At 48.1% G+C, this 25,002-nt stretch carries 22 protein-coding genes and 1 pseudogene; 2 read left to right on the forward strand and 21 right to left on the reverse strand.

The annotated features are described in order from the left end of the window. From B153_RS35540 to B153_RS0120900, 16 genes and pseudogenes are all read right to left on the reverse strand, one after another. Window positions 1–564 (reverse strand): hypothetical protein (locus B153_RS35540; protein ID WP_040761785.1); only part of this gene is annotated, 564 nt, incomplete at its 3' end. A gap of 109 nt (window positions 565–673) precedes the next feature. Then, window positions 674–907: a hypothetical protein gene (locus B153_RS0120830; RefSeq protein ID WP_020598680.1), complete on the reverse strand. Its 234-nt coding sequence runs from the start codon at window positions 905–907 to the stop codon at window positions 674–676. Further along, entirely contained in the window at window positions 894–1,814 is a 921-nt protein-coding gene (locus tag B153_RS35545) for a DUF6371 domain-containing protein (RefSeq protein ID WP_020598681.1), read from the reverse strand. The genes B153_RS0120830 and B153_RS35545 overlap by 14 nt, the downstream gene beginning before the upstream one ends. 96 nt (window positions 1,815–1,910) lie before the next feature. After that, window positions 1,911–2,087 (reverse strand): annotated as a pseudogene (locus tag B153_RS38590) (PG0870-related protein); the annotation flags it as partial. Window positions 2,088–2,252: 165 nt separating this feature from the next. Then, window positions 2,253–3,872 carry an AAA family ATPase gene (locus tag B153_RS36795; RefSeq protein WP_157634770.1) on the reverse strand — a complete coding sequence of 540 codons (1,620 nt, stop codon included), beginning with the start codon at window positions 3,870–3,872 and terminating at the stop codon, window positions 2,253–2,255. Between the two features lie 52 nt (window positions 3,873–3,924). After that, window positions 3,925–4,356, reverse strand: coding sequence for a VRR-NUC domain-containing protein (locus tag B153_RS36800; protein ID WP_020598683.1), 432 nt, complete (start codon window positions 4,354–4,356; stop codon window positions 3,925–3,927). Then, the gene (locus tag B153_RS36805; RefSeq protein WP_020598684.1) at window positions 4,353–4,733 is read right to left on the reverse strand and encodes a helix-turn-helix domain-containing protein; all 381 of its coding nucleotides are present in this window, start codon (window positions 4,731–4,733) and stop codon (window positions 4,353–4,355) included. The genes B153_RS36800 and B153_RS36805 overlap by 4 nt, the downstream gene beginning before the upstream one ends. Window positions 4,734–4,822: 89 nt before the next feature. After that, a complete protein-coding gene (locus B153_RS0120855) occupies window positions 4,823–5,725 on the reverse strand; it encodes a hypothetical protein (protein WP_020598685.1) in 903 nt (300 codons plus the stop codon). Between the two features lie 2 nt (window positions 5,726–5,727). After that, window positions 5,728–6,966: a site-specific integrase gene (locus tag B153_RS0120860; RefSeq protein WP_020598686.1), complete on the reverse strand. Its 1,239-nt coding sequence runs from the start codon at window positions 6,964–6,966 to the stop codon at window positions 5,728–5,730. Between the two features lie 519 nt (window positions 6,967–7,485). Further along, window positions 7,486–8,772 (reverse strand): polysaccharide pyruvyl transferase family protein, encoded by a 1,287-nt coding sequence (locus B153_RS0120870; RefSeq protein ID WP_020598688.1) that lies wholly within the window; start codon window positions 8,770–8,772, stop codon window positions 7,486–7,488. A gap of 4 nt (window positions 8,773–8,776) precedes the next feature. Next, the gene (locus B153_RS0120875; RefSeq protein WP_020598689.1) at window positions 8,777–10,066 is read right to left on the reverse strand and encodes a polysaccharide pyruvyl transferase family protein; all 1,290 of its coding nucleotides are present in this window, start codon (window positions 10,064–10,066) and stop codon (window positions 8,777–8,779) included. A gap of 119 nt (window positions 10,067–10,185) precedes the next feature. Further along, window positions 10,186–11,628 carry a RagB/SusD family nutrient uptake outer membrane protein gene (locus B153_RS0120880; RefSeq protein WP_020598690.1) on the reverse strand — a complete coding sequence of 481 codons (1,443 nt, stop codon included), beginning with the start codon at window positions 11,626–11,628 and terminating at the stop codon, window positions 10,186–10,188. Window positions 11,629–11,645: 17 nt separating this feature from the next. Then, window positions 11,646–14,999, reverse strand: a complete 3,354-nt coding sequence (locus B153_RS0120885; RefSeq protein ID WP_020598691.1) for a TonB-dependent receptor — start codon at window positions 14,997–14,999, stop codon at window positions 11,646–11,648. A 156-nt stretch (window positions 15,000–15,155) separates the two neighbouring features. Beyond that, window positions 15,156–16,262, reverse strand: a complete 1,107-nt coding sequence (locus tag B153_RS0120890; RefSeq protein WP_020598692.1) for a FecR family protein — start codon at window positions 16,260–16,262, stop codon at window positions 15,156–15,158. A 138-nt stretch (window positions 16,263–16,400) separates the two neighbouring features. Beyond that, on the reverse strand, window positions 16,401–17,012 hold the full coding sequence (locus tag B153_RS0120895) for an RNA polymerase sigma factor (protein WP_020598693.1): 612 nt from the start codon (window positions 17,010–17,012) through the stop codon (window positions 16,401–16,403). Window positions 17,013–17,369: 357 nt separating this feature from the next. Then, a complete protein-coding gene (locus tag B153_RS0120900; RefSeq protein WP_020598694.1) occupies window positions 17,370–17,891 on the reverse strand; it encodes a hypothetical protein in 522 nt (173 codons plus the stop codon). Between the two features lie 579 nt (window positions 17,892–18,470). Here B153_RS0120900 and B153_RS37770 point away from each other — a divergent pair. Next, the gene (locus tag B153_RS37770; protein ID WP_157634771.1) at window positions 18,471–18,659 is read left to right on the forward strand and encodes a hypothetical protein; all 189 of its coding nucleotides are present in this window, start codon (window positions 18,471–18,473) and stop codon (window positions 18,657–18,659) included. A gap of 103 nt (window positions 18,660–18,762) precedes the next feature. Here B153_RS37770 and B153_RS0120910 read toward each other — a convergent pair whose 3' ends face one another. From B153_RS0120910 to B153_RS0120930, 5 genes are all read right to left on the reverse strand, one after another. Further along, window positions 18,763–18,981 carry a response regulator transcription factor gene (locus B153_RS0120910; protein WP_020598696.1) on the reverse strand — a complete coding sequence of 73 codons (219 nt, stop codon included), beginning with the start codon at window positions 18,979–18,981 and terminating at the stop codon, window positions 18,763–18,765. Between the two features lie 109 nt (window positions 18,982–19,090). Continuing rightward, the gene (gene trpS / locus B153_RS0120915; RefSeq protein WP_020598697.1) at window positions 19,091–20,068 is read right to left on the reverse strand and encodes a tryptophan--tRNA ligase; all 978 of its coding nucleotides are present in this window, start codon (window positions 20,066–20,068) and stop codon (window positions 19,091–19,093) included. A gap of 107 nt (window positions 20,069–20,175) precedes the next feature. After that, window positions 20,176–22,443 carry an NADP-dependent malic enzyme gene (locus B153_RS0120920; protein ID WP_020598698.1) on the reverse strand — a complete coding sequence of 756 codons (2,268 nt, stop codon included), beginning with the start codon at window positions 22,441–22,443 and terminating at the stop codon, window positions 20,176–20,178. 76 nt (window positions 22,444–22,519) lie between these two features. Then, the gene (locus tag B153_RS35565) at window positions 22,520–23,554 is read right to left on the reverse strand and encodes a hypothetical protein (RefSeq protein WP_020598699.1); all 1,035 of its coding nucleotides are present in this window, start codon (window positions 23,552–23,554) and stop codon (window positions 22,520–22,522) included. Between the two features lie 192 nt (window positions 23,555–23,746). Beyond that, complete coding sequence (locus tag B153_RS0120930; protein WP_020598700.1) at window positions 23,747–24,163, reverse strand: hotdog fold thioesterase; 417 nt, start codon at window positions 24,161–24,163, stop codon at window positions 23,747–23,749. A gap of 149 nt (window positions 24,164–24,312) precedes the next feature. Between B153_RS0120930 and B153_RS0120935 the strand changes: the two genes are divergently transcribed. Beyond that, window positions 24,313–24,951, forward strand: a complete 639-nt coding sequence (locus tag B153_RS0120935; RefSeq protein WP_020598701.1) for a histidine phosphatase family protein — start codon at window positions 24,313–24,315, stop codon at window positions 24,949–24,951. The last annotated feature ends 51 nt before the right edge of the window (window positions 24,952–25,002 follow it).

Raw genomic sequence — 25,002 nt, forward strand, 5'->3', positions numbered from 1 at the left:
CGTTGGCAGCATATCGCCTGTTGGCTTGAGGAGCTCAAGTTTAGCGGCCGTCGGGGAGCTAGCTGTACTCAGGCCATTGATAAGCTGATTTTTCCCATCCTGAAGACTGCTCATGTCGAGTATACCAGTGTTTAGTGCTCCATTGTCGGGAGTCGGATTAACCGATTGCAGCTTGTTGAGTCGATCGGTAGACAACCCCTCTCTTCCCGGAACGATGTTGACCAGGCTGGAGAGGTTACTGAGTAGACCCGCTCGTGCCATCTCAGGAGCCAGGTCATCTTCGATCGTATTGAGGGCGTCGGTGGCCCCTTGTAGTCGGGCTTCGGCCGCATCGCGTCGGTTCATACCTGCCACAATGCCCTGACCCAGGGCCTGGCCAGCGGCTGAACCCAGCGGGCCACCCAGGGCCGTGCCCGCAATCGTGGTTAGTACCGGAACGGCCGTTTTGATGGTATCACCAAAGAAGGTGCTCTCGCCATTGCGTTTTCGAAACCAGGTCGGTTTCTGAAACTGCGGCAGGTCGGCTACCTGCGTGAGGGGTTGTAAATAATCGTAAACAGCCATAAGTAAACCTCGTCTAATTAAATGAAGTAAGTTATTGGCTTCTTGGTGAAGCCAGAAATGATTATTTACCGGATATGACCATACTGATCTTTTATTCTGGCTTTAATCATTAGTTCAGCCGAGGAGCGAGAGGCAGCAGATCATAGTGCTCCAGACACCCCTGCATAATGGCAATCAGCCGCATATTTTGATTAACCACTTGCTTATTCAGATCGGACAGTTGTTTATTCAAATCAGCCGTCTCACTGGCTGTACGCCGGATACTCTGATACTCCTCCTCCGTCTGATGTTGTAGCCTTTGCCAGTGCCTCAATTCTTGTTGTAATTGCTCAAGTTCTGTCATAATTTAAATATTTTTCAAGGGTGGTGATTTGCAAACTGGGTATAGCATTCGGTTCGATTGGCTTATCCCAATCCGGTGGATAGCCCTGCCAGTCAGCTAACAGGCAGTCAGCAAAGTCAATCCCTTCCTGACGGCCCAGGTCAGTAACTCTCTCTTCTAAAAAATTGGAAACATCGATCTGAAAAGCCGGATGATCTACTTCAGCCTTACGGAGCTGTTCGGCTTTCCGACTCCAGTTCAGATAGGCTTTTCCATAATTGGAGTCTTTTCCTAGCAGAGCAGCGTCGGGGAAGGCAGTAATGGATCGGCCTACCAGCGGTGCTAACCGTTCGGCATTGAGGTAAGACAGAGCCCCTACCGCCAGCCAAACAAACTGGTCAAAATAGAGACTACATATCACGGCTGTTTTAGGAGCCTCCACTAGCGCAACGGGTTTACCCTTTGGTACTGTCACTAATTGAGGAAGACCAAAAAGACAGGGCGAGAACTCTTTCTGCTCAATGTATGCCGTTAACCAGGCAGGGTAGGGTTGATTTTTCTGGGCTAACCGATAGGCTAAGGAGGTATGTACCCAATCGGTCTTACTACACTTTTTCCCTGCGGCATTAACATATTTAACCGTATGCCAGTTATCGTCAAATAACTTTATCTGCCCCCCTCGTTTACGGTTCTTCTCATCGATATACCAAAAAACACAAGCCCCAGGCCAACGACTAGACGTACCAATCTGAAACTGAGCCAAGGCTTGATTTGCGGCTTGGGCACCAAAATGTCGACTTAACAGTCTGGCAAACTGATTACGTTCATAATGGCCTATGGACTGCTGAAATACATCCTCTGGAATGGAGTAAACTGGCTTTTCGGGCTGACTAACGGGTGGGTTCTGGCTGACGGACTGAAGATACATTGAGTGATAAGCAGGCTGCCTTTGCGTTTCTTCTTTCCAACATTGATACACTTCGTCAGCATAACTTAGGCCAGATGGGCTTTTTGCATAAGGACTCAAGTGATAGCCACAATTCACTTCCCGATCGCAACGTCCATATGGTTCAGGCAGTGGCTCATCACTTCGCGTATCGATGTAACGACTCAAGGTTCGACGATACTTAGGACTACAATTGGGACAATCGCCTTTAATGGCTTTCTGAGGGAGTCGATATCGTAAGGAAGGGCTCGTCATACTATCTGTTCATCAATCGTCCTAACTGTCCTAACTGATTGTCCTAAGCGTCCTAAAAATCAATCGTCCTAACCGTCCTAACCAACCATCCTAAGCGTCCTAAAAATCAACTGTCCTAACTGTCCTAATACCCCCCCTATATAGGGGGGTATTCAGGACAGTTAATTAGGACGATTGAATCGTAATTTTTTCTGGGTTAAGTTGGTAAACTTCATACCGCTCTTTAGTCGGCTTAAACTTCGTTAGATAGCCATCAACTTGTAATCGATGAATCAACTGCTCGACTTTTGTCTTTCCTAGGGGCGAACCGACATACTCGGATGCCTCCATTAAATTGGTTCGTAACTCAGAAAAACGTAATGACTTATTTTCGGCAAATGCTCGGCGAACAAGGCTTTCCACCACTTCGGGCGATATACTACTTTTCTCTGCACCAGCTCCTCTAGTTGACTTCCCTTGATTAACGTCTACTAAATAAGGCAGTCCGTCTTCATCGATGGAAAAGGCAAAAGGCTCAAACTCTTTATCCCGGCAATATTCAGCCGTTACAATGGATGACTCTTTATCGGCTGGATCACGACTTACTGACACTACAGTTTCAGCTTTATTGACTAGCTCACTGCCTAGATGTCCCCGGGCGTTATTGCTCGATTTGTTTTCGTGAATAATGGTAATTAGATGTGCACCGGTCTCTTCGGTCCATCGAAGTAAATCAGTAGCCCGATCGGTGGCTTCCCTACCATCATTGATATCAAACGTTAGATCTCTAATTCCATCAATGATAATCGCTCCCAGATTGGTGGTATCATAAATCGCCACCTGGATTGCATTTAGCCGTTGACTGGGAGGATACTTTTTTAAGTGGAAAATCCGAAGGGTAGGTAACGTCTGCTGGCCAGCCAGTGTGGCAATCCGTCGAAGAATTCGCTTTACATGTCCAGGATGCTGCTCAGTGTCAAAATATAGAAGGGATCGCTGATTAGGAGGTAAACGTCCACGAATCTTCTGCATAACCGTATCGTTGGAGATTAAAGCAGCGACCAAGGCACTAACCAGGAAAGTCTTACGGCTTTTTGCTTTACCAACAATGAGCGAGAAGTTACCTAAGGAAGCGAAGGTAGTTTCCTGCTCCCCAGTAACAATCTCCAGGCAAGGCAAAGGCTCCTCAATTACATCATCCAGTTTGATTTCGGCCTTGCTTAGTAACTCTCGGTAAAAGGTATAATACTCAGCATTGCCCAATGGGGCTGACCGTTCTTCCGCGCTCAATGGCACTGATGCTTGCTGATCAGATATGTTAGGCGTACTATTCGATACAGGACTCGACAATTCCCGATCTTTTGTCAGCGAAGGGGAAGTGTCATCCAGTATTGTAGTTGCATAGTTGTTGAACTGCTCAACAAACGAACTTCCCAAATCGACTGAGCTTGGTAAACCAATAAGCTTACTCAGCCCTCCTGGGCTTTCTTTCTTCCGAAATGACTTTTGGTGTTCAGGCAGAATCCAGTAGTCAAAAAAATCATTACAAAAACCTTCCTGGTAGCCTGCTCGGCCCAATTCATTCCGGAGCTCATCGACGACAAAACTGGCGATGAGCGGTCGTTTCCGCTTGAGGTGATAATCAATCACTTGGGATTTGACAACAGTCGGTAAGGTCTCAATTTTATGCACCGATAGTCGCTTTGTATCAGGGTCATTAAGCTGCTGTCGAAGTTCATTCCACTGGGTGTCATCCATCAAGAGTTGCCGATCATCAAGTACTGACATCGTTTGATTAACTTGCATGGCAGTTACAATTTTACAGGCTGTCGCCAAGCTGGCCGATGGCCTGCTTTGATTAGAGAAAAGGTGGCCGGGTAAATTCTTCGTACCAGCGGTAGAATCCTTCAAATGACCGGACTTCAAGAAAAAAGCCAAGAGATGCTTCTATCTGGCGAGCGATAGCTTTTTGCGCTTCACTTAGTTTATCGGAACCAGATTTGATTTCAAGACCAACAAAACGTCCACGAATACAGCATAAAACGTCTGGGGTGCCCCGTGTAGATCCAGAAGGTCGATACTTACCTAAATTCTCATCGTAAATTCCGCCAGTGTTGATTCTAGCACAGAAGTGACCATTAAGCTGTAGCCAGGCCATGACACAAGTTGTCAGGCCATTGGCAGTTCTATCGGTGTATTTACTTCTGGGAATGCGACTCGCTGGAATATTGGGATATTTAGCAATTTTTGCTTCGTCGGCTATTCGACAAAGGTGCTGAAGGGCGTTCATTGGGCTTTACGCCCTCCTAAACGTTGCTTTGATTGTTTGCGGCGATCAAGACGAACTGCGACTTGGATACGCGATTCTTCATCTAGTTCTTGGGCTGTTGATTGACGTCCTTGCTTAATCCAAGCGACTAATTCAGACTTGATGAAGTAGATCCTTCCTCCTCCACTAGGTTTGCAAAAGGGTATCTTTCGCTCAAAAATATATCCGTAAATAGTAGCGTTGGTTACATTAAGCAATTCAGCAGCCTGACCAACTGTCAGTAGTTCATCAGTAGGTATCGAGGAAGTAATAGGCTGATTTAGTCTATCCAGAAGCGTTTGCACCAGACGGTGCGTTTCGGATACCTGACTTTGGAGTTTTTCAAAATCGATTGTCATACATCGGCTGGGTTATCGAAGCCGATGGCAAAAAAATAGGCGAAACATACCGCAACTCAATACCTAAGGTACACTTTGAGGTACGTTTTTTAAGGATTATATAGTATACGATGTGATTTCGCTGGCTTTTTATCTTTCGATAAAGCATCATATATAGTGGAAGGCTTTAATTTATTTATTGACATTCCGTCATATGCTCGAATCCAATAGACCAGCCAGTCTCTAATTTTGGTTTTTTCCTCAGTTATATAATCAGCCTCTTTTGCTTGTCGAAAGACATAAGCTATACTCCCTTGCATATGTTTAATTATTATAGGCCTGGAAGCCTGTTCACCCTTAAGTAATTTCAAAAAATCCTTACGTTGGCTTTCGTCTTCTATAAAATTTTCAAATGCCTTGCAAAGATCATCGCAGGCTTCAGTGGTAATTCGCAATCTTGGGACATCATAGTTATTTAGAGAATTATCAAGCTGCTCATCCTCTTCGATATCTGAGCCTAAAGTAGTTTTGATCCAATTATCAATATGTTGACGCGTATGGACAAGTGCATCCATATAGGACTGGTTCTGCCGAAATAGCTTTTCTTGGAATTTTAGTTTGAGAAAGTTTTTCTGATAATATTCACGAGCCTCTTCCAGTTGGTTGCTATCTATCTTAGCTAGTACTTCTTCCTGCAAAATAGCTTCTTGCTTTTCGTTGGCTCGCTGCTTTTCCCACAATGCTTTACAATACGTATCTCCTATTTGCATATAATCAGCATCAAACTGATTCTGCACCTGCTTGTAATAAATAATCTTTTCCCGCCATTCTGAATCAGGCAACGTCTTATATTGCCTGTCGATAAGTAATCTTACCTCGCTAGCCATTAGGTGATAATTCTGAGGCAAACTCTCTAATACACTCCAATCAGCGCGACCATTAAACACTAGTCGTAATGTCTTGATATAAGCCCGCATTAGCTTTAAATAAGCATCAAAATCGCTGTTCTGCATAGCTAATTGGACTTTTTGAAACCAGTTAACACGCTGGCATATTGCCGCTTGACATCGTCCTCAAAGCTGTCTAGATAGTTCTTGGTAGTAGCTACACTCTGATGGCCTAAGCTTTCACTAATAAATTCGGTTGGAGCACCTGAACGCTTCAGAATAGTCGCAAAAGAATGGCGAGCCGTGTAAGTCGTTACATCCTTCTCCACACCGACTGCTTTGGCAATCTGTCGAACATAGATGTTCGTCATCTTAACGAATTGTCGGATTTTGCCGATTTCTTGCTGAGGAGTCAGTCCTGGTGATAAAATTGAAAAGATATATTGATTTGGCTTGATAGGCCGCTGCCCCCATCGATCAATAATAGCTCGTACCTCATCCGTTAAGGGAATACTGATCGGCAAGGCATCCCGCTTAGTACGTTGGGTCTTAGCTCGTACAAACCTGATATAGTTGCCGTCAATTTGGGAATAGGTTAACCGACCAATATCCTTCGGGTTCATACCATTGCAGAGGTATGAAAATAGCCATAGGTCCCGATACCGCTCCTCGCTACTCCCCTCTTCTGCTGGATAAGTATAAATCTTTTCGATGTCCGAAAGCGTCAGTGCTTTCTTGACATTTCGACCCGCAGGGATCTGGTAGCGTCGCTTTGAGAAGGGATATGCCTCCCGGTCTATGATGCCATCCTCTATTGCCCTATTATAAATCGTTCTGAGGCTACGCAGATAAATCCCCACGGTCGTTAGTGCTCTCCCCTTCCCTGTCATCCACTGCTCAAAGCCTTTCAGCCAAGCAGGTGTTATCGCCGAAAATGGTAAAGGCTTCTTACTGTTATGGTAGGCTTTTACCGCCGTTAGCCCATCTTTATAGCTGTTAGCCGTTCCTGCCCTCCCCTCTTCCAGCAAGGCTTCTAAGTACTGTTCAAATACTAGTACGACGTTATCGGGTTGATCATTGGCACTCGTTGAATAGCGTTTCTCAAACTCCTCAAAACTAAAGACCGGCAAGGCCGAAATGACTCGTTCAGCACGGCGGCTAATAGCGCCAAGCATTGCCTTGGTATCCTTTATAAAATCCTCACGAGGTTTCAATGAGCTTACCTTCTTCCACTGCTCCAAGGTCAGGTTAATCTCTGTCGGGTAATACCGCTGTTGGCGCTGATAGGTAATGCGTAGCTTGACGGGATAGGTACCGTCCTGCTTTTGTCGCCTAGTATCGAAATAGAAGTTTGCCGTTGCGCTCATGCTGCTGAATGCCAGTAGTCAGGCATGCCTTTCTCAGTGTCAGGCATGCGACTCATTTGCATACAAATTTGCATACACACTTCCGTAATTACCAGTAATAGGACGAAAACATTTTACAAAAATAAGCCTATAATCATCGTATAGGGCTATTTTATTTTGACCTGTTTTGTCCCCTTTTCCTATGAAAACCGATTTGTAATCAGGATGCGCAAGCGCGTCGGGGGTTCGAATCCCTCCACTGGCTCTGTCAAAATCAGATAGTTACAAACAAAAAACCGCCTTCAGCAATGTTGGCGGTTTTTTGTTTGCATTCGTATTTGCCTGAACGATGTAGTATCAATCTCACAGGTATAAAATCCGTTTTATTGATCACGTCGAAAGTATTTATGGCGGGCTTAACTTTTAGCCTTTGTAAGTTTCTGAATTTGGAGAGAACCTTCGAAATTTCGGAAGCCATGTACGAACTAGCTTCATTTCCAGTCTCATCAACAGACCCGCCAGATACCCCCAAATATACTTTCAGGCTGACTGTACATTTTTCTTCAACACGCCCATCGTTTCACGCTGGCGCTGTTCAACGTATTGGCGCGCTTTGGCCACTTTCCTCTGGGCGTCTTTCGGATCTTTCGCCATAGCCAGAACAGCAGGTACGATCCCGGCTACCTCCTTGGGGTTGTCCATGTCGAAGAGCCAGTCGTCCAGACCAATATCCCGCCACATAAAGCCTTTACTCGTTTGCTCATCAAATCGGCAAACGATAGCTGGGATATTATTGGCAATACACATAATGGGCGAATGCATTTCAAGACCGAATAACCCCGCCGAGCGGATGTAGGTGCTCACCGCTTCGTCGGTGAGCCAGTAATGATCTCGCCAGACCACTTTCGCTTTTACATCGTCGGGAAGCGGATCGTAGAGCATCTCCTTCCCAATGCGAACCTGGGTTTCGTTTTCGGGAACGAGTAAAATTTTCAGGGGTGTCTGCCGAACAACAGCAATAATCGCTTCGCGGATGGGTGCATTGTCCTGCTCTTTCATTTTGTCGTTATAGGCTCGCCGGATCTCATTGGGTACCTGCTTTTTGCTGGGAAGCTCCCACCAGGGCGAGAATCGATACTGCGGAATGGCGCACAAAAACTTGCCCTTTTCCAAACCATGTTCGTTTAGAAACGCGATAGCCGCTTCGTCATTTTTTAAATCAACCGCAAATGCGCCGTCGGGGCAAAACTCCATAATGGGGCAATGAACCCCTTTTTGTTTGGCAAAAGCCAGCGAGACCGAATCCCGGAAATACGCAAATGTAGCGTTGCTCAACAACGCAATATCAACTGGGTTTACCTGCTGTCGCTCCTCAGCAAACCCATACACGCCGGGGAAGGTAATCCCGTAAATCCCGTATGGCTTACCCGTTTCTTTAGCCCAGCGTTCCACATCCTTTCGGGCCACAAGAGAAGGGCCCGATCCATGCAGCAAAAACACACAGTCCGAAAAAGCGAGGCTAATTTCTTCAGGCGTTTGGATGATGGGGACGGCAGGAAAGCGTTTTCGCAACATCTCTTCTACCCCATTCGCTACATTGGACGGCCACAAGCGCACTTCCACATCGGGCAGGTATTTTTCCAACAGGGCCAATACACCAGGCGTATGACCAATGTCGCCGATATTTTCGGTTTGCCAGGACGAGCGAAGAATAATTGATTTTTTCGCGAGTGCCCCGACGGTCGCTGCTTGTGCCAATGCCGGAACACTCGCCAGTAATCCAACCACTGCCGAAAACTGATTCAGAAAAGCTCTACGGTCTTGCATCGACTCAAACGGCAGTTACGTTCTTTTTGACTAAGCCCATCGTTTCGCGCTGGCGTTGCTCCACAAATTTGCGGGCTTTAGCCGCTTTCGCTTTAGCCGCTTTGGGGTCTTTGGCCATCGCCAGTACGGTTGGTGCATAGCGCGCAATATCCTGTTCGTTATCCATATCGAAGAGCCAGTCGCCCAGACCAATATCCCGCCACATAAACCCTTTGCTGGTTTGTTCGAAGAAACGCCCCACGATGGCCGGAATACCATTGCCAATACACATAATGGGGGAGTGCATTTCGAGACCGAACAACCCCGCCGAGCGAATGTAAGTACTCACGGCTTCGTCGGTGAGCCAGTAATGATCACGCCAGACCACTTTCGCTTTCACATCGTCGGGGAGTTTGTCCAGCAGAATTTCCTTACCTAGTTTCACCTGCGTTTCATCTTCCGGGCAAATCAGAATTTTCATCGGTGTCTGACGAACAACGGCGATGATGGCTTCCCGGAGTGGAGCGTTGTCGTGTTCACGCATCTCCTTATTTCGGGCATCCCGCTTTTCGTCGAAGGGCGTTTTTTTGGCCGGAATTTCCCAGTAGGGTGTGAAGCGGGTGCGCGGAATGACGCACATGAATTTCCCCTCTTCCAGCCCATGCGCTTTCAAAAATGCCGTGGCCGCCTGATCATTGCGCAGATCCACGCCAAATGCTCCGTCCGGGCAAAACTCCATGACCGGGCTGGTTACTCCGTTCTTTTGGGCAAACTCCAGCGAAATCGAATCACGAAAAAGAGCAAACCGGGCCTTACTTAGCAACTCAATATCGATTGGGTTGGGCGTCACGGCAGCTTTGGGGTCGTTGCTATATACCCCAGGAAATGTGATCCCGTAAATGCCAAAAGGTTTGCCCGTTTCTTTATCCCATCGCTTCACGTCGTTGCGAGCCACCAGCGAAGGGCCGGAGCCATGCAGCAGAAACACACATTCTTTCATTGCCAGCGCGATCTCGTCCGGCGTTTTGATAATAGGTACTTTCGGAAATCGTCGACGCAACAATTCATCTACGCCATTATCCACGCTGGATGGCCATAAACGTACTTCCACATCGGGCAGGTATTTTTCCAATAGGGCCAATACGCCGGGCGTATGACCAATGTCGCCAATGTTGACCGTTTGCCAGGACGAACGGAGAATGATCGATTTTTTACTAGCCAGGTTGTCTGTAGCCGATTGTGCCAGAGCAGGCAGGCTGGCCAGAAGGCCAATCAGGCTGGGAGTCTGTTTGAGAAAGTCTCTACGGTTTGCCATAGTTTTTAGTCAGTTGCTTGGCGTCAGTTCATCGTCATTTGCCATCAGTAGTTGTTCAGAAATGCCTTCGCTAACAACCCAACGACGCACAGCATATGATAATTGACTGACCTTTTATCTTAATAACCAGGGTTTTGTGTCAGGTTTGGATTCGCATCCATGTCGTTTTGCGGAATAGGCATCAACACATGGTAGGGCTGAATGGTCGGATTTCGGACGAAACTCGTCTCGGCTTTTACAGCATCGAGTAGACGTCCGGTCCGGATTAGATCGAAGCGACGATTGTTCTCAAAAACCAGTTCCAGTCGACGTTCCAGCCAGACAGCTTCCTTGAACTGCTGGTACGTCAGGGTTGCCAATGGCTCAAGGCCTGCCCGCGTTCTTACCTTGTTCAAAGCAGCATACGCATCGGCCGTAGGGTTCTTATTGGCCTCGTTCGTAGCTTCTGCAAACATGAGCAGCACATCGGAATAGCGGAGAATAGGTTTGCTGGTACCCTCTCCCCCAGCCACTTTGGAGGTTTTATCCCACAGTTTCTGAAACGATATAGCCTTGGTGAAATCAGGGTCTGAGATCGATAGATTGGTCGTTACCCCGTTGTACACGTATGAGGTCAGGAAGGTAACCGCTTTCCGGGTATCCTTCGCCGAATACAGGTTATACAGTTGGGCCGTAGGTCGGGCGATTCCTGAACCCGTACCCGGATAAATGGGCGCTGAGCGAACTCCGTAGCCGCGCCCGTCGCCATGCCCTTTTACATCGGTCAGGTACTGAATCTCAAAAATATTCTCTTTCCCACCCCGTGCGGTCAGCGCAAAAGCATCGGCAAAGTTGGCATACAGATCATGCACCCCAAGGTCCATTACTTCTTTGGCTTTCGCGGCTGCCTGCGCCCAATACGGTGAGCCTGCTGTAGTACCGGCACGGGTCAGATACACTTTTGCCAGAATACCTTTGGCAGCGCCCAGGGTAGCCCGGCCCGATTCGCTGGCCGGATAGCTTTTAGGCAGTACCGTTTCCGCATCTTTCAAATCGGCTTCAATCAGTTCATAGACCTTGTCGACCGGCTGCCGCGTAACGCCCAGTCCGTCCAACGACGTGGTTTCGGTAGTTACAATGGGCACATCGCCATACAGCCGAACCAGATTGAAATAATGCAGCGCCCGAAGGAATTTCGCTTCGGCGATGTACCGGCTTTTCAAGGACTCGTCCATCGAAATGGCGGGCAATCGGCTAATGACAGTATTGGATCGGTTGATACCGCTATAAGCCCCTGCAAATTGCGATACAAATGTGTTGGAAGGGGTAATGTTATACCGCCAGAGTAAAGGGCGGTCGGCCGATCCGGTCAGAAAAGGGATGGCGTCATCAGTTGTAACCAGGTCCAGGAACGGATCGGTACCCCCAATTTGGGCGTAGCAGGCCCCTACGGCTGCTTTCGCATCTTCGGCAGTCTTGTAATACGTGACGTTGGTCAGATTGGTGACGGGCGAGAGGTCCAGTTGATTTTCGCAGGCCGTCAGAAAAAGCGCCACGACCGGGGCTATGTGTTTGAATTTCATGGCTCTAGGTGAGTGGGTTAAAATTTCAGATTTAAGCCGACCAATACGGTTTTGGCTGCCGGGTACGCACCATAATCCAGCCCCTGGCTGAGCGACGAACTCCCATAACGGTTCACTTCGGGGTCGTAGCCCGTGTATTTCGTGATGGTGAACCAGTTTTGCGCGGTCACATAAATCCGGGCCGAGGTCATCGACAGGCGGGTCAGCAGCGTTTTAGGGATTGTATAGCCCAGCGAGATATTTTTGACGCGTAAGTAGGAACCATCTTCCACCTGAAAGCTCGATAGAATCCGCGAGCCACCGGCGCTGTTAGCCCTGGGAATTTCGTTGCTGGGATTTGTGGGCGTCCAGCGATCCAGTACACGAGCCGATTGATTATTCCCCCCCGTGAGGTTGAGCAAGTCGAAACTACCGTAATTGAGAATCTGATTGCCATACGTACCCTGAATGAAAACATTCAGGTCGAAACCTTTGTACGAAAAGGTGTTATTAAAGCCACCAAACGACTTCGGATTCGAATTGCCAATAATGTCGCGATCATTGTCGTTGATAACGCCATCACCATTCAGGTCTTTGTACCGGATGTCGCCGGGTTTGGCGCTGCCTTTCTGAGCCGATGCATCGATTTCGGCCTGATTCTGGAAAATACCATCCGTCACGCGTCCGTAGAAATTGCCCAGTGGGCTCCCCACTTTCAGCAGGATCGGATTAACTGTCGTATTAAAAATCTGAGCATCGGTTCCGGTGGTAAACTGCTGCCGCCCGTCGAGCGTCAGGATTTTGTTCTGGTTAAAGGTGATGTTGAACTCCGACGTCCAGCGAAAACCACCCCGGTCTATATTGATGGTGTTCAGCGAGAGTTCAAACCCTTTATTCTGGACACTTCCGATATTTTTAAGGGTTGTCGAAAAACCCGACGAGGTCGGAATTCCAACTCTAAATAGCAGATCGGAGGTGTTCTTAATGTAATAATCGGCCGTTACCTGAATCCGGTTGTTGAGCAATCCAAAATCTATACCCGCGTCGAACTGCGCATTTTTCTCCCAACGAAGGTCTGGATTGGCAACACCCGCTGTGGTAGCACCCGTATTGAGCGCCCCCCCCAGAATGTACGGGTAAGAGCTGATATTGGCTAAGTACTGATAATTGCCGATTTCCTGATTGCCCGATAAGCCATAGCTCAGTCGTAGTTTCGCATCGGAAATAGCTGTCAGATTTTTCATCCATTTCTCATTAGCCAGTTTCCAGGCCAGGGCTCCTGACGGGAAAAAACCGAATTTTTGGTTTGGCCCGAACCGACTGGACCCATCCCGCCGACCTGTGAGCGTCAGCAGAAATCGGTCGTCGAAACCATAGTTCACCCGGGCAATGTAGGAAATCAGCCGCCAGTCGCTGGACCCGGAATTCGGTGCTACCAGCGACGAGCCCGCCCCCAGGTTATTGAACTCCGCAAAGTCATCGGAAAAAGTATTGGCGTTGGCCGCTACGGTTTCGTTGGCAAGCCCCTGAATGGTATACCCCAACAACGCATTCAGGCTATGACGAGGAGCCAATTGCCGGGTGTAGTTCAGCGTATTCTCGTTCAGCCAGCCAATATTCTGGCTGTTGCCTACCGAAGCACGTCCACCCAGGGTGGCCCCATCGGTGGTAAGTCGGGTCGCGTAATAATTGGTTTTCGTATTTTGAAGATCGGCACCGAAGCTGGCTCGAATATTCAGGCCGTCGATAAGGGTGTAATCCAGAAATGAATTGGCCAGTAATCGGATCGTAGTGGCTGTATTGGTAATCTCGTTGGCGATGGCCAGCGGATTATCAACGCCATAGCCATTCAGTGCCCCGGTATTTTTGTAGTAGCTTCCGTCGGCGTTATAAACCGGAAAATTGGGGGCATAACTCAGCGCAGCACTGGTAACGCCCCCGCCATTGTTTCCATCGACTTCGGTGCGAGCATTGTTGCCCGTCGTAAAAGCGCCCTGCATGGTCAGTCCCGCTTTTAAGCGCGAGGTCAGGTTATTGTCGAGATTGGCGCGTAGCGTATACCGTTTAAAATTCGAGTTCAGGATAATCCCCTGCTGGTCGTAATAGCCAAACGAAACGGCATACCGGGATTTGTCGGACCCACCCGACGCCGACAACTGGTGACTCTGAATGGGCGCATTCCGAAAAATAAGCGATTGCCAGTCTGTTCCTGCACCCAGCGTAGATGGCAGGGGCTGGTCAGCCGTGGAGCCATCGAAATACGGTTTGGCTCCTCCATTTACCCGCGCTTCGTTGACAAAATCGGCAAACTGCTGCGCATTCAGCAACGGAATCGTATGACGTACCGATTGAACCCCGTAATAGCCATCGTAGCTGATGACGGTTTTACCGGCTTTACCCCGCTTGGTCGTAACCAGCACAACCCCATTCGAACCCCGCGACCCGTAAATAGCAGTGGCAGAAGCATCCTTTAAGACCTCAATACTTTCAATGTCGTCGGTGTTAATGGAATTCAGGTTGCCTGTTGGAAATCCATCGATGACGTAGAGCGGGTCATTACTGGCGTTGACCGAGCCAGATCCCCGGATACGAATGGTAGCACTGCCCCCCGGCCGGGCCGAATTCGTAATAACCTGTACGCCAGCCGCCCGGCCCTGCATGGCCCGATCCAGCGAAGGGATTGGCGTAGCTTTGATGTTGGCTTCACCGACTTTCGCAACAGCCCCGGTCAGATCACTTTTTTTGACGGTACCGTAGCCCACCACCACCACTTCGTCCAGATTTTTATTGTCGGTTTTAAGCGTAATATCGATCCGACTGCGTTTTTCTACTGTGAGTTCCTGCGTCTGAAACCCGACAAAACTGAACACCAGCACCGCCGATTCGTCCGGTACGACAATCTGATACTTTCCCTCTGTATTCGTCGATGTTCCGCGCTGCGTACCCTTTACCAGCACGCTCACCCCCGGCAATCCTTCCCCTTTTTCGTCGGTCACCGTACCCGTAACCGTCAGATCGGCCAGTAATTCGACAGGGTTCAATGTATTCAAAGCCGGACTGGCACTCTGATTGTCATTTTTAAACAGAATAATCTGTTTTCCAGCTACTTCGTACCGGATGTGCAAGGGCGTTAACAGTTCATTGAGAGCCTCCTTCAGAGTGGCATAACGAGATTCCAGCGTAACTTTCTGATTCACGGGGATTTCTCTGGGATTGTAAACAAAGAGCACCTCGGTCGATCGCTCGAGCGTTACCAATGCTTTCTTCAGATTTGTTTTTTCGGTTTTAAGCGTGATGCGCTGGTTGAGAACTTCCTGCCCACGGGCATTGTGTGCATAGGTTGCACCCATGAACAGGATGGTTATCAGCAACTGAATAACCGAGAGTTTCATAAGCTCCTGAAAGGGAAGTAAAGTTCTATAACATCGATCCATGAGATATAAGGGGTTTGCTCATGGATAGCAGCAACGAAGAATAGATACTGTTTTTTTGTGATTATTTTTAGAAAAAATTTATCACTACTAATTAATCAGTTCATTATCAATTACTTATTTTTCGCATCCTTTGCTATAAATAACAATCTGACCGTCGACCAGCTCGTACGACGAGCGGGTAATTTTGCAAATAATATTTAGTTTATCGAAGAGTGATTCGCCCGTCAGGTTGGCCGTCAGGTAGCAATTTTCCAAACTCGATGCATCATACACCACGGGTAATCCGTACGTTTTCTCGAGCAGGGTGAACACATCCGTAATCGGAGCTTCGTCAAAAATATAGTTGTTTACGGGTACTTTCTGGATCGCAATGGGCTGTTCAACCACCGATTTCACCAGCCGTTTTTCGGTCATCGAGAACACCGCTTGCTGGTTGGGCGTCAACACAACACCCGCTGATTCATGCTTGCCCGATGGCTGTTCGCGCTGTACATCTGTGCGCATATAAACCGAAACGCGCCCCGAGCGAACGGCTACTTTCGCGTGGCGGGCATCGGCTGTTACCAGAAAACTGGTTCCTAAAACCTGAGTCGAAATCTGATCAGTATAGACCCAGAACGGTTGCTGCGGATTTCGTTTGACCGAAAAGAAGGCCTGTCCTGTCAGGTACACTTCACGCTTAGCCTTATCGAACTGCTTAGGATACCGCAGTTTCCCATTTGGGTATAAGACAATGCGGCTACTATCCTGCAACAGGAACGTTCGGGGCTGGGTATTTTGGTTATTGATTTCGATATAGTCACTCGTCAGCGCCGGGCTAAAGTCTTCCAGAGAAGCAGGCACCTGATGGGTAACCTGTTCAGTATCTGCCTTTCGCACGTAGGTAAAGGCCAGATAACCCGCGCATAGTATGAGCAGAACTGTAGCCGCTACCCGAAAAGCAGGTCTTTGCCAAAAGGGAACGATCGTGGGCCCGCTAGCCTGGACAATTTTGGTGAATATATCTTCCAACTCAACGGGCGACAGGCCCGTGTCTTTTTCTTCAAGCGCCAGCAAAAATGCCCTGGCCAACTGTACTTTATCGGCACAGTCGGCATTTTCGGTCAGCCATTCCAGCCAAAACACTTCACTCAGGCTGTTACGATTGATCACCCAATCCCGGAACAGTTCGTCCTGAGTAAGGTCATCAACGCTATAGTCTCGATAATGGGCGTTTTTCATGAGAAACTATGGAGTGGAATTGAGCCGCTGTAACGGATCAGAAACCGATTTTAATCACATTCACATCCTTTGGTTCGACGGCTTGCTGTAAACAGATGGCAACAAAGCCGTTGGGATACTCGCTATTCGATGCCTTTTTCAGAATACTACGTCGCCCAGCCAGATCGCCAGCAGCACAGCTCCCGCCCAGTTTTCCCGAAAGGTCTTAAAAGCAGCCTGCAATAAGTTCGACACCGACTGTGGATTGACGCCCATAATTTCGGCAATCTCGTCCCGATCCAAATTTTGATAGTAACGCAGATAAATGACTTCGCGCTGCCGTTTTGGCAATTGATTCAGGGCATCCGAAATGCGCTGGGTGGTCTCGGCCAGGCTTTCCTGTTCAATCACTGACCATTCGGGAGAGAATTCGACAAACGTCAGATCATTTTCGAAGTCCGTAGATTCATCATCCCGATTGATCCGCTGCCGAAACCCCTCCCGTAACACCCGTTTACGCACTGAACCCAGCAGATAAGCCCGAACACTTTCTGGTGTGCTGATACGCGTCCGACGGCTCCAGATTTCAATAAACACTTCCTGCACACAGTCTTTTACGAAATCTTCATCCCGTACGAATTTGTAGCCATAATTCTGTAGGGCATTAAAATAGCGCTCTATCAGTTTTTTTAAGCCCAGTTCACTACCCCCTTGCAACTGCTGCCAGTACAGTATATCCAGATTGGCCTGAGTTTGTACATGCGTTTTCATGAAAAAGACCAATTTAATGACGAGTTAGGAACCATGGTGGCATCAGGAAAAGGCAAACACACGCTCGGTCGCTCGTGCGAAAAGAGATGACAAACGACAAGGGCATGCATAGAAACGAAATGAGTCGATAAACTACCGAATAAAAAAAGCAGAGTTGATTTGTTTCTACCCAGGCTCAACGGCTCCTGCCCTCCTTTAAGCGCAACAAAGCTCCTCTTCCTTAGTGGGAAATGACGGTGTCGAAGCACTATATACTGACTAATATAGCATTGGCGGCCATCCAACACCAGTACCCAAATAGCTTACTGACAGTAAATAGGTTGTCTATTCGATAAACTAGTAAACAGAAATCGTCAGCTACTCCCGCTGGGGGCTTTTAGCCGCTACTAATCGTTCAATCGAAGCACTGTGATGAATTAATGAACGACTACAGCGATCAATCGTCGTCTGATATTGCTGGATAAGCCTTGTTTTACGAGGTCCTTCTGGCAGACAGCAATGAGCGCTGTCCCACAAGAAAAGCATCTGGCTCAAGGTTTGTTCAATATTGACAATAAATGACTGGTGAAGGGCAATGAGCCGCTGGTTCAAATAGTTTCTACTGCCAGCACCTGACGGCTTACAGGCTGTTGCAGGAATGAGCCATTGCTCCCACTGCTGCCGGAGTTCCCGAAACGGATTAACCGGTTGCCCCTGGTTTAGTGTGTCCAGGGGTAGGCCATACCGATCCTGGTGATGGATCAATTCGGCCTTGAGAAACGTATCTCCTTTTTTGTGAATACCCCGCAGAAAATCCCAGGATTCTTCCAGGTCATCAAATTGGCAGCAAAAGTCTTTTACTTGCTGATCTGTGGTACGAACAAGGATGTATAGCAGCATGTCAAACGTCTGAATACCGATTAATGCCTTATCAGCAAGCTGTTACTAATTTAGAGAAATGGCTAACCAATCTACAAAAGAGTATCGATTAGTTACCAATATCCCTGTCTAATTAAGTTCAGTATACTATATATCAGACAGGCCCATAGGGTAACTAGCTACTAACAAAATGGTTTGAAATGCATGTAACTACCGCATACAAGTCTTTATATTTAGTAGTCTAATTCTATTTTCTAAGCTCAAATTTTATCACTAAAACCTATAAAAAATATACTAAAACCTATTTTTGTTGAACATATTAAATCATTTATGCGATACAAGATAAACAAAATCAAATTGACCTGCTTATACTATTTATGAACCTGTTCTATATTTTACAGATGAGGCTCAATCGATTTCCTTTTTGTACTTCCGACGAAGGAGAAAAAGGAAATCGAAAGAAAAGTCTAAACCGATTCGATGTTAACAACAGTACATCAAATCGAATACGAAGTATTTAAACGGCATGAAGTCATGACGGTGTATGCATTACGTAAACGGATCGCACACCTTCTAGAGCACCTGGCTCGCTTCCAGAGAATGCATCTGCAGCTCAAATTATTCTACGAGCAATCACTTCCACGCATCTGCAACCTGGCTGCCCAATGCGAATTCATGGAAAAGTATAGCATTCATCTGGATCGACAGCAAAAAGCCATCCAGACCATGACTCAACTCTATAAACAGGCAGTTGACCAATTAGAAGCCTTAGCATCGAAACAAAGCTAGCTTCGGCGGTACTTCCACGCACTACACAGCAAAGCTATTCCTGCGCTGACACCCGTTGAGGAGCGCTGTTCAGGAATAGCTTAAGTACATTACCATCTTTTACTTATAATGCCACCACACCTGTGCGTACAGCCCATAAGGCCAGGCCAACCCGGCTTTTTACCTGCAGCCGATCAAAGAGTGATTCGCGGTACCCATCTACCGTGCGAGGGCTGACACACATTTGGTCTGCAATCTGAACATAGGTGAGTTCCGAGCAGGCTAATTGCAAAAACTGCGTTTCGCGTTGATTTAGTTTGACAGAGTTACGTTGAACAGGCATAGTATGGAGGGTGCTTAATTAACCATTTGTTTAATTAGTCGATTGAATCTAACTAAACCGAAAGCCTAACTCCAAATCATATGAGTTAACGGTAGCTTTTTGCTACTTTTCAACTAAATCCCAATTTTTCACGTGCCCGTTCAATGGTCCGACGAGCCACTAAACGCGCTTTTTCTTCACCCGCTTTTAGTTCAGCTTCCAGCGCATCGTTGTTGGTCATGTAGTAATTAAACCGCTCCCGCTCGGTAGCGAACTGACTCAGGATCAATTCATAAAAGGCCTTTTTAGCCATTCCATATCCGTAATTGCCGCCTTCATACAGATTGCGCATTTCGGCAATCTGCGCATCGGAAGCGAGCAGTGAATACAGTTGAAAAGTAATATCTGTATCCGGATTTTTGGGATCTTCCAAAGGTGTCGAATCCGACTTGATCTTCTTAATTACCTTCCACAACTCATTTTCAGGCAGGAAAATATCGATGTAGTTGTTATAGGATTTACTCATTTTAGCCCCATCAATACCGGGTATCGTCATTAGTCTATCGTCGATACGAGCCTCGGGCAGCACGAACACTTCTTCGCCATACTGATGATTGAATGCACTGGCAATATCGCGGGTCATTTCAATATGCTGGCGCTGGTCTTTCCCGACCGGAATAATTTCCGCATCATACAGCAAAATATCCGCAGCCTGCAATACTGGGTAAACAAACAACCCCGCATTCACCCCCGATAACGCCCGGTCCGACTTCTCCTTAAACGAGGTGGCATTATTGAGCATTGGAAACGGGGTAAAACAGCTCAGATGCCAGGCCAATTCCGTATGCTCAGCTACCCTCGATTGACGCCAAAAGGTGTTTTTTTCGGTATCCAGCCCAAACGCCAGCCAGGTAGCGGCCACAGCCCGGGTAAACTCCCGGCGCTGATCGCCATCTTTGATCGTTGTCAGCGAATGCAGGTCCGCTATAAACAAAAACGACTCATTGTCAGGGTGTTTTGACAACTCGATGGCTGGTTTGATGGCCCCCAGAATATTGCCTAAATGCGGTCGTCCGCTGGATTGAATACCGGTTAATATACGTGACATAATTATGAGTATTAGGAGCGGGGAGGGAGCAGTGAGAATGCTGATGCATATTTTTTAGGTGCACCAGCATTCTCACTGCTCCCTCCCCGTTCCTCGCTTCTAGTACTTTACTTTCCCTGTGCCTCAACTACGGCGATGGCGACCATATTGACAATTTCGCGTTCAGAAGAGCCCAACTGCAATACATAGACGGGTTTACGAATACCCAACAGAATAGGCCCAATAGCATCGAACCCAGCCGCTTCGCTCATCAGGTTATAGGCGATGTTGGCGGCCGACAGGTTCGGAAAAATAAGCGTGTTGGCCCCTTCGGCTGCCAGCTTGCTGAACGGGTGATTCTGCTGCATCAACTCTGTATTAAAGGCTAAGTGGGCCTGAATTTCGCCATCAACGATTAAATCCGGGTGCTTTTTCTGCAAAATCTCGACCGCCCTGTTCATCTTCTCAGCATCTTCGCCTTTAGCACTGCCAAAATTGGAATACGTAACTAAGGCTATACGTGGTTTAATATTGAATCGCTCTACTGTTCGGGCTGTTAGTTCGGTAATTTCGACAATTTCCTCAGCCGTTGGGTTAAAATTAACCGTTGTATCTGAGAAAAACAGAGGACCGCGTTTGGTCAGCAGGATATACATACCCGCCACTTTCTGTACACCCGACTCTTTGCCAATGATCTGTAAAGCCGGACGAATCGTATCCGGGTACGAGCGGGTTAAGCCCGAAATCAGGGCATCGGCTTCGCCCGTTTCGACCATCATGGCTCCGAAGTAGTTGCGAACATTCATCGTTTTTCGCGCTTCGGTAGGGTTCACCCCTTTGCGTTTGCGTTTTTCAAAGAACAGATCACCGAATCGCTGAATGAGTGCTTCCTGCTCAGGCGATCGGGGATCGAGAATGGGGGTTCCGCCCAGATCCAGGCTATTTTCACGAATGAGCTTTTCAATCTTGTCCTTTTCACCCAGTAGTATAGGATGGGCAATGCCTTCGTCCCGCACCTGCTGAGCAGCCTTTAATACTTTCAGGTTCTCGGCATCGGCAAATACGACCCGCTTCGGATTGGCTTTGGCTTTACTCAGAATCACTCTGGAAATCTGGTTGTCCTGTCCCAATCGGCGGGCCAGTTGCTGCTCATACCCTTCCCAGTCGGTAATTGGCAAACGAGCCACACCCGATTCCATAGCCGCTTTGGCTACTGCCGGTGCTACCGTTGTCAGCAACCGGGGGTCGACGGGTTTGGGCAGGATGTAATTCCGGCCAAAAATCAGATTCGACTCACCGTAAGCCAGGTTGACCAGGTCAGGAACGGGCTTTTTTGCCAGTTCGGCCAGAGCATAGGTGGCAGCCAGCTTCATTGCTTCGTTGATTTCCGTGGCCCGTACATCCAGCGCCCCCCGGAATATGTAAGGAAACCCAAGTACATTATTCACCTGATTGGGATAATCCGAACGCCCAGTAGCCATAATGATATCGGGTCGGGCAGCCATGGCATCATCATAGCTGATTTCAGGATTTGGATTGGCCATAGCAAACACAATAGCGTCCTGCGCCATAGTGCGAATCAGCTCCTGACTGACAATGTTCCCTTTCGATAAGCCAACAAACACATCAGCCCCGGCAAATGCATCAGCGAGCGATTGAATAGGGCGGGATGTAGCAAACGGACGCATGATGTCGCTCAGGTCGGTGCGGTCGGTTGTTAGTGGCCCGTTCACATCGAACATAACCATATTCTCGTGCCTGGCCCCTAGTGCGATGTATTGCCGGGCGCAGGATATAGCGGCTGCGCCCGCTCCCAGAATAACGAATTTAGCGGTATCGATCGACTTACGAACGAGTTCCAGCGCATTGAGCAACGCGGCTCCACTCACAATAGCTGTACCATGCTGGTCGTCGTGCATGACGGGGATATTCATCTCGCGCTTCAGCCGCTCTTCGATCTCGAAACACTCCGGCGCTTTGATGTCTTCCAGATTGACCCCGCCAAAAGTAGGCTCCAGAATTTTAACCGTACGCACAAATTCGTCGATGTTCTTCGTATTCAGTTCAATGTCGAACACGTCGATATCGGCGTAAATCTTAAACAGCAGCCCTTTGCCTTCCATAACGGGCTTGCTGGCTGCCGCACCGATATCGCCTAAGCCTAACACAGCTGTTCCGTTGCTGATAACAGCTACCAGATTGCCTTTGGTCGTGTATTTAAAGGCGTCGTCGGGGTTGGCTTCAATAGCCAGACAAGGTTCGGCTACGCCCGGCGAATAAGCCAGCGAGAGGTCGCGCTGGGTGTTATATTCTTTACTCGGAATCACTTCCAGTTTACCAGGGCGCCCTTTGGCGTGGTAATCGAGCGCATCTTCGCGACGAATTTTTTGCTGCATACGGATTGTGTAGTTGATGAGCTTTGTTGTACCCCTTTGGGACCGCGAAGGTACGGAAACTAAGCGGAGTGGCGTATCACGACCTGTTTAATACTTTCTGCCGATCGACATAGACCCAGCCAGCCCAGCAAAAAAGCAGCAGAAAGCTTAAGAAAATCGTTCGCTGCACGGGCCTGGTATGGACGGGCTCCAGGACGGGTACAGTTGCCCGCAAACGGAGGCCATTGATCTGATCGATTCCAAAGACCGGGATTTGCTTAAAATCATCGTGCTTATCGCCAAACGTCAAGGGTTCAGTCTTTAACAACTTCTTCTGATAATCACTGTCCCGAATCCACATCCGAACGGTTCGGTCAGTTTCGATTGCTGGTTCCAGCGTCTGTATATCTTCTGGATAGGCTTTCCGACTGATGTAAAACTCAAAACCGGGCCAGGGGCTTAGCTGAACAGTCAATCCTTTCAGCCTCCCCACCCGGTCGGTATCTGGCCTGATACGTTCCAACGTACTCGTCAAGGCGACAAGCTGAGCGGGCTGATTTCCATTGGGATTATGGGCCACGTAAGCGTACACGATATTGGCAACAATCAGCAAACCCAGACTACCAATAAGCCACCGCAATCGACTCCGTTCTGCCCTCGTGATTACCTTCTGCCGGGTCACTACCAAACGCTGGTCAGTAAGTCGGTCTTTCAGTACGTCATAACCCTCAAAGTCAATCGACCGGATGGTAAAATAATCGTCGTGGAGGTAAACCGTCAACGCCATAAACGAGCCCCTCCTATCCCAATCTTCGTATTCATGATATCCTTCGATTGAATCATAGGCAAAATCCCGGGCCGATTGCATCCATTTTTTGACCGTAAACCGACAGGCGCCCAACTTTATTCTTGTGGTTTGTTTCCAGGCTTCAGACAGCCAAAGTATCCAGATAAACCCCAGCATCATACAAAAAATCGGTGCCTGACTCAGATCAGGGTAGAGCTGACCATCCGTTGCGAGTCGATAAGGTATATACAGGATAGACACCATCAGCCCAAACAGGAATCGGTGCAGCCATAGCCAGCGGCTTTTGATTCGAAACGTTTTTTCATGTTGAGTAAGCGTAGTCATTATTTTTTCGGCTAAAATCTAAATTTGGTATGACTCCAGAGCCTGTACGGGTAATAGCTAATCCTCATGACGAAGCATGCTTAATCCTCACAGATACAGACGAATAAGACCCCAGGAAGTACTTAGCCAATTCTACAAGCTCACCTGTTATGAGCTACTGAAGCGAAGCAGGCTGAACGCTGAACGAGAAGCCTATACTCCAATCACAGCTACCGTCAATCGGCTTATACAGACAAGTTTTTCCTGTTCGTCGGTTATACGAATATCCCAAACGTGGGTAGTACGCCCGGTATGAATGGGTGTGCAGCGCCCATAGACCCACCCCTCACGTACCGAGCGGATATGGTTGGCATTAATTTCCAGACCAACGGCCCGCTGTTTTGTCGGATCGGTCAGGAGCATATAGGAGGCCACGCTACCTAATGTCTCGGCCAGTACCACAGAAGCTCCCCCATGAAGAATACCAAACGGTTGATGGGTCCGTTTATCGACGGGCATACGGGCAGTCAGGTAGCCCTCCCCCGCTTCCAGAAACTCTATGCCGAGGTGTTTGGCAATTGAATCGTTATGAATAAAATCGAGCGCATTCAGGTCGAAGCCAGCTTTCATATTCGTTTGTTTCAAAATTCAGGTTTGAGGTTTCAGATTCACCCAGCAATGGTAACCCGAAACTTAAAACCTGAAACAATTTATAACCTGTTTTTTCGTAATTTTGCGGCTCAAATTTGACAAAAATTGCCGATAGGCAAAGGGGCAGCTTGACACAAAAAACAATTTATCTGATTCGCCACGGCGAGACAGACTTCAACCGACGGGGTATAGTTCAGGGAAGTGGCGTCGATTCGGACCTTAACGAAATGGGTCGGGCCCAGGCAATGGCTTTTTTTCTGGCTTACCAGCATGTGCCATTCAACAAAATTTATATTTCCGGCCTGAAGCGCACCTACCAAACAGCCGAACCCTTTATTGAGCTGGGAATTCCGTACGAAAAACTTACCGGACTTAATGAAATTAGCTGGGGCGTTATGGAGGGCAAAGCGCCTGGCAATCTGGACAATGAGTACTATCGGGCGCTCATCGAAGCCTGGGAATCGGGCCATACCGACCAGCCAACCGAGGGTGGTGAAAGCCCCGATCAGGTAGCGGCTCGTCAAAAAGAAGCCATCGACGTTATTCTTTCCCATCCCGATGAAGAAACCGTTCTGGTAGCTATGCATGGTCGGGCTATGCGTATTCTGCTTAGCTGGCTCACCAGCCAGCCACTGGCCCACATGGATCAGTTTGAACATAGCAACGTCTGTCTGTACAAACTCCTCTACGATTACGAGTCGACTACGTTTACTATTACACAAGCCAACGATACAGCTCATTTGCTGTCGCTGGCCCTCACGCAGTAAACGTTGCCGAACTTTGGCCTTACCAGTCAGCAATCGTCATTGGCCGATAAT

It is taken from the genome of Spirosoma panaciterrae DSM 21099 (assembly GCF_000374025.1).
Taxonomy (GTDB): domain Bacteria; phylum Bacteroidota; class Bacteroidia; order Cytophagales; family Spirosomataceae; genus Spirosoma; species Spirosoma panaciterrae.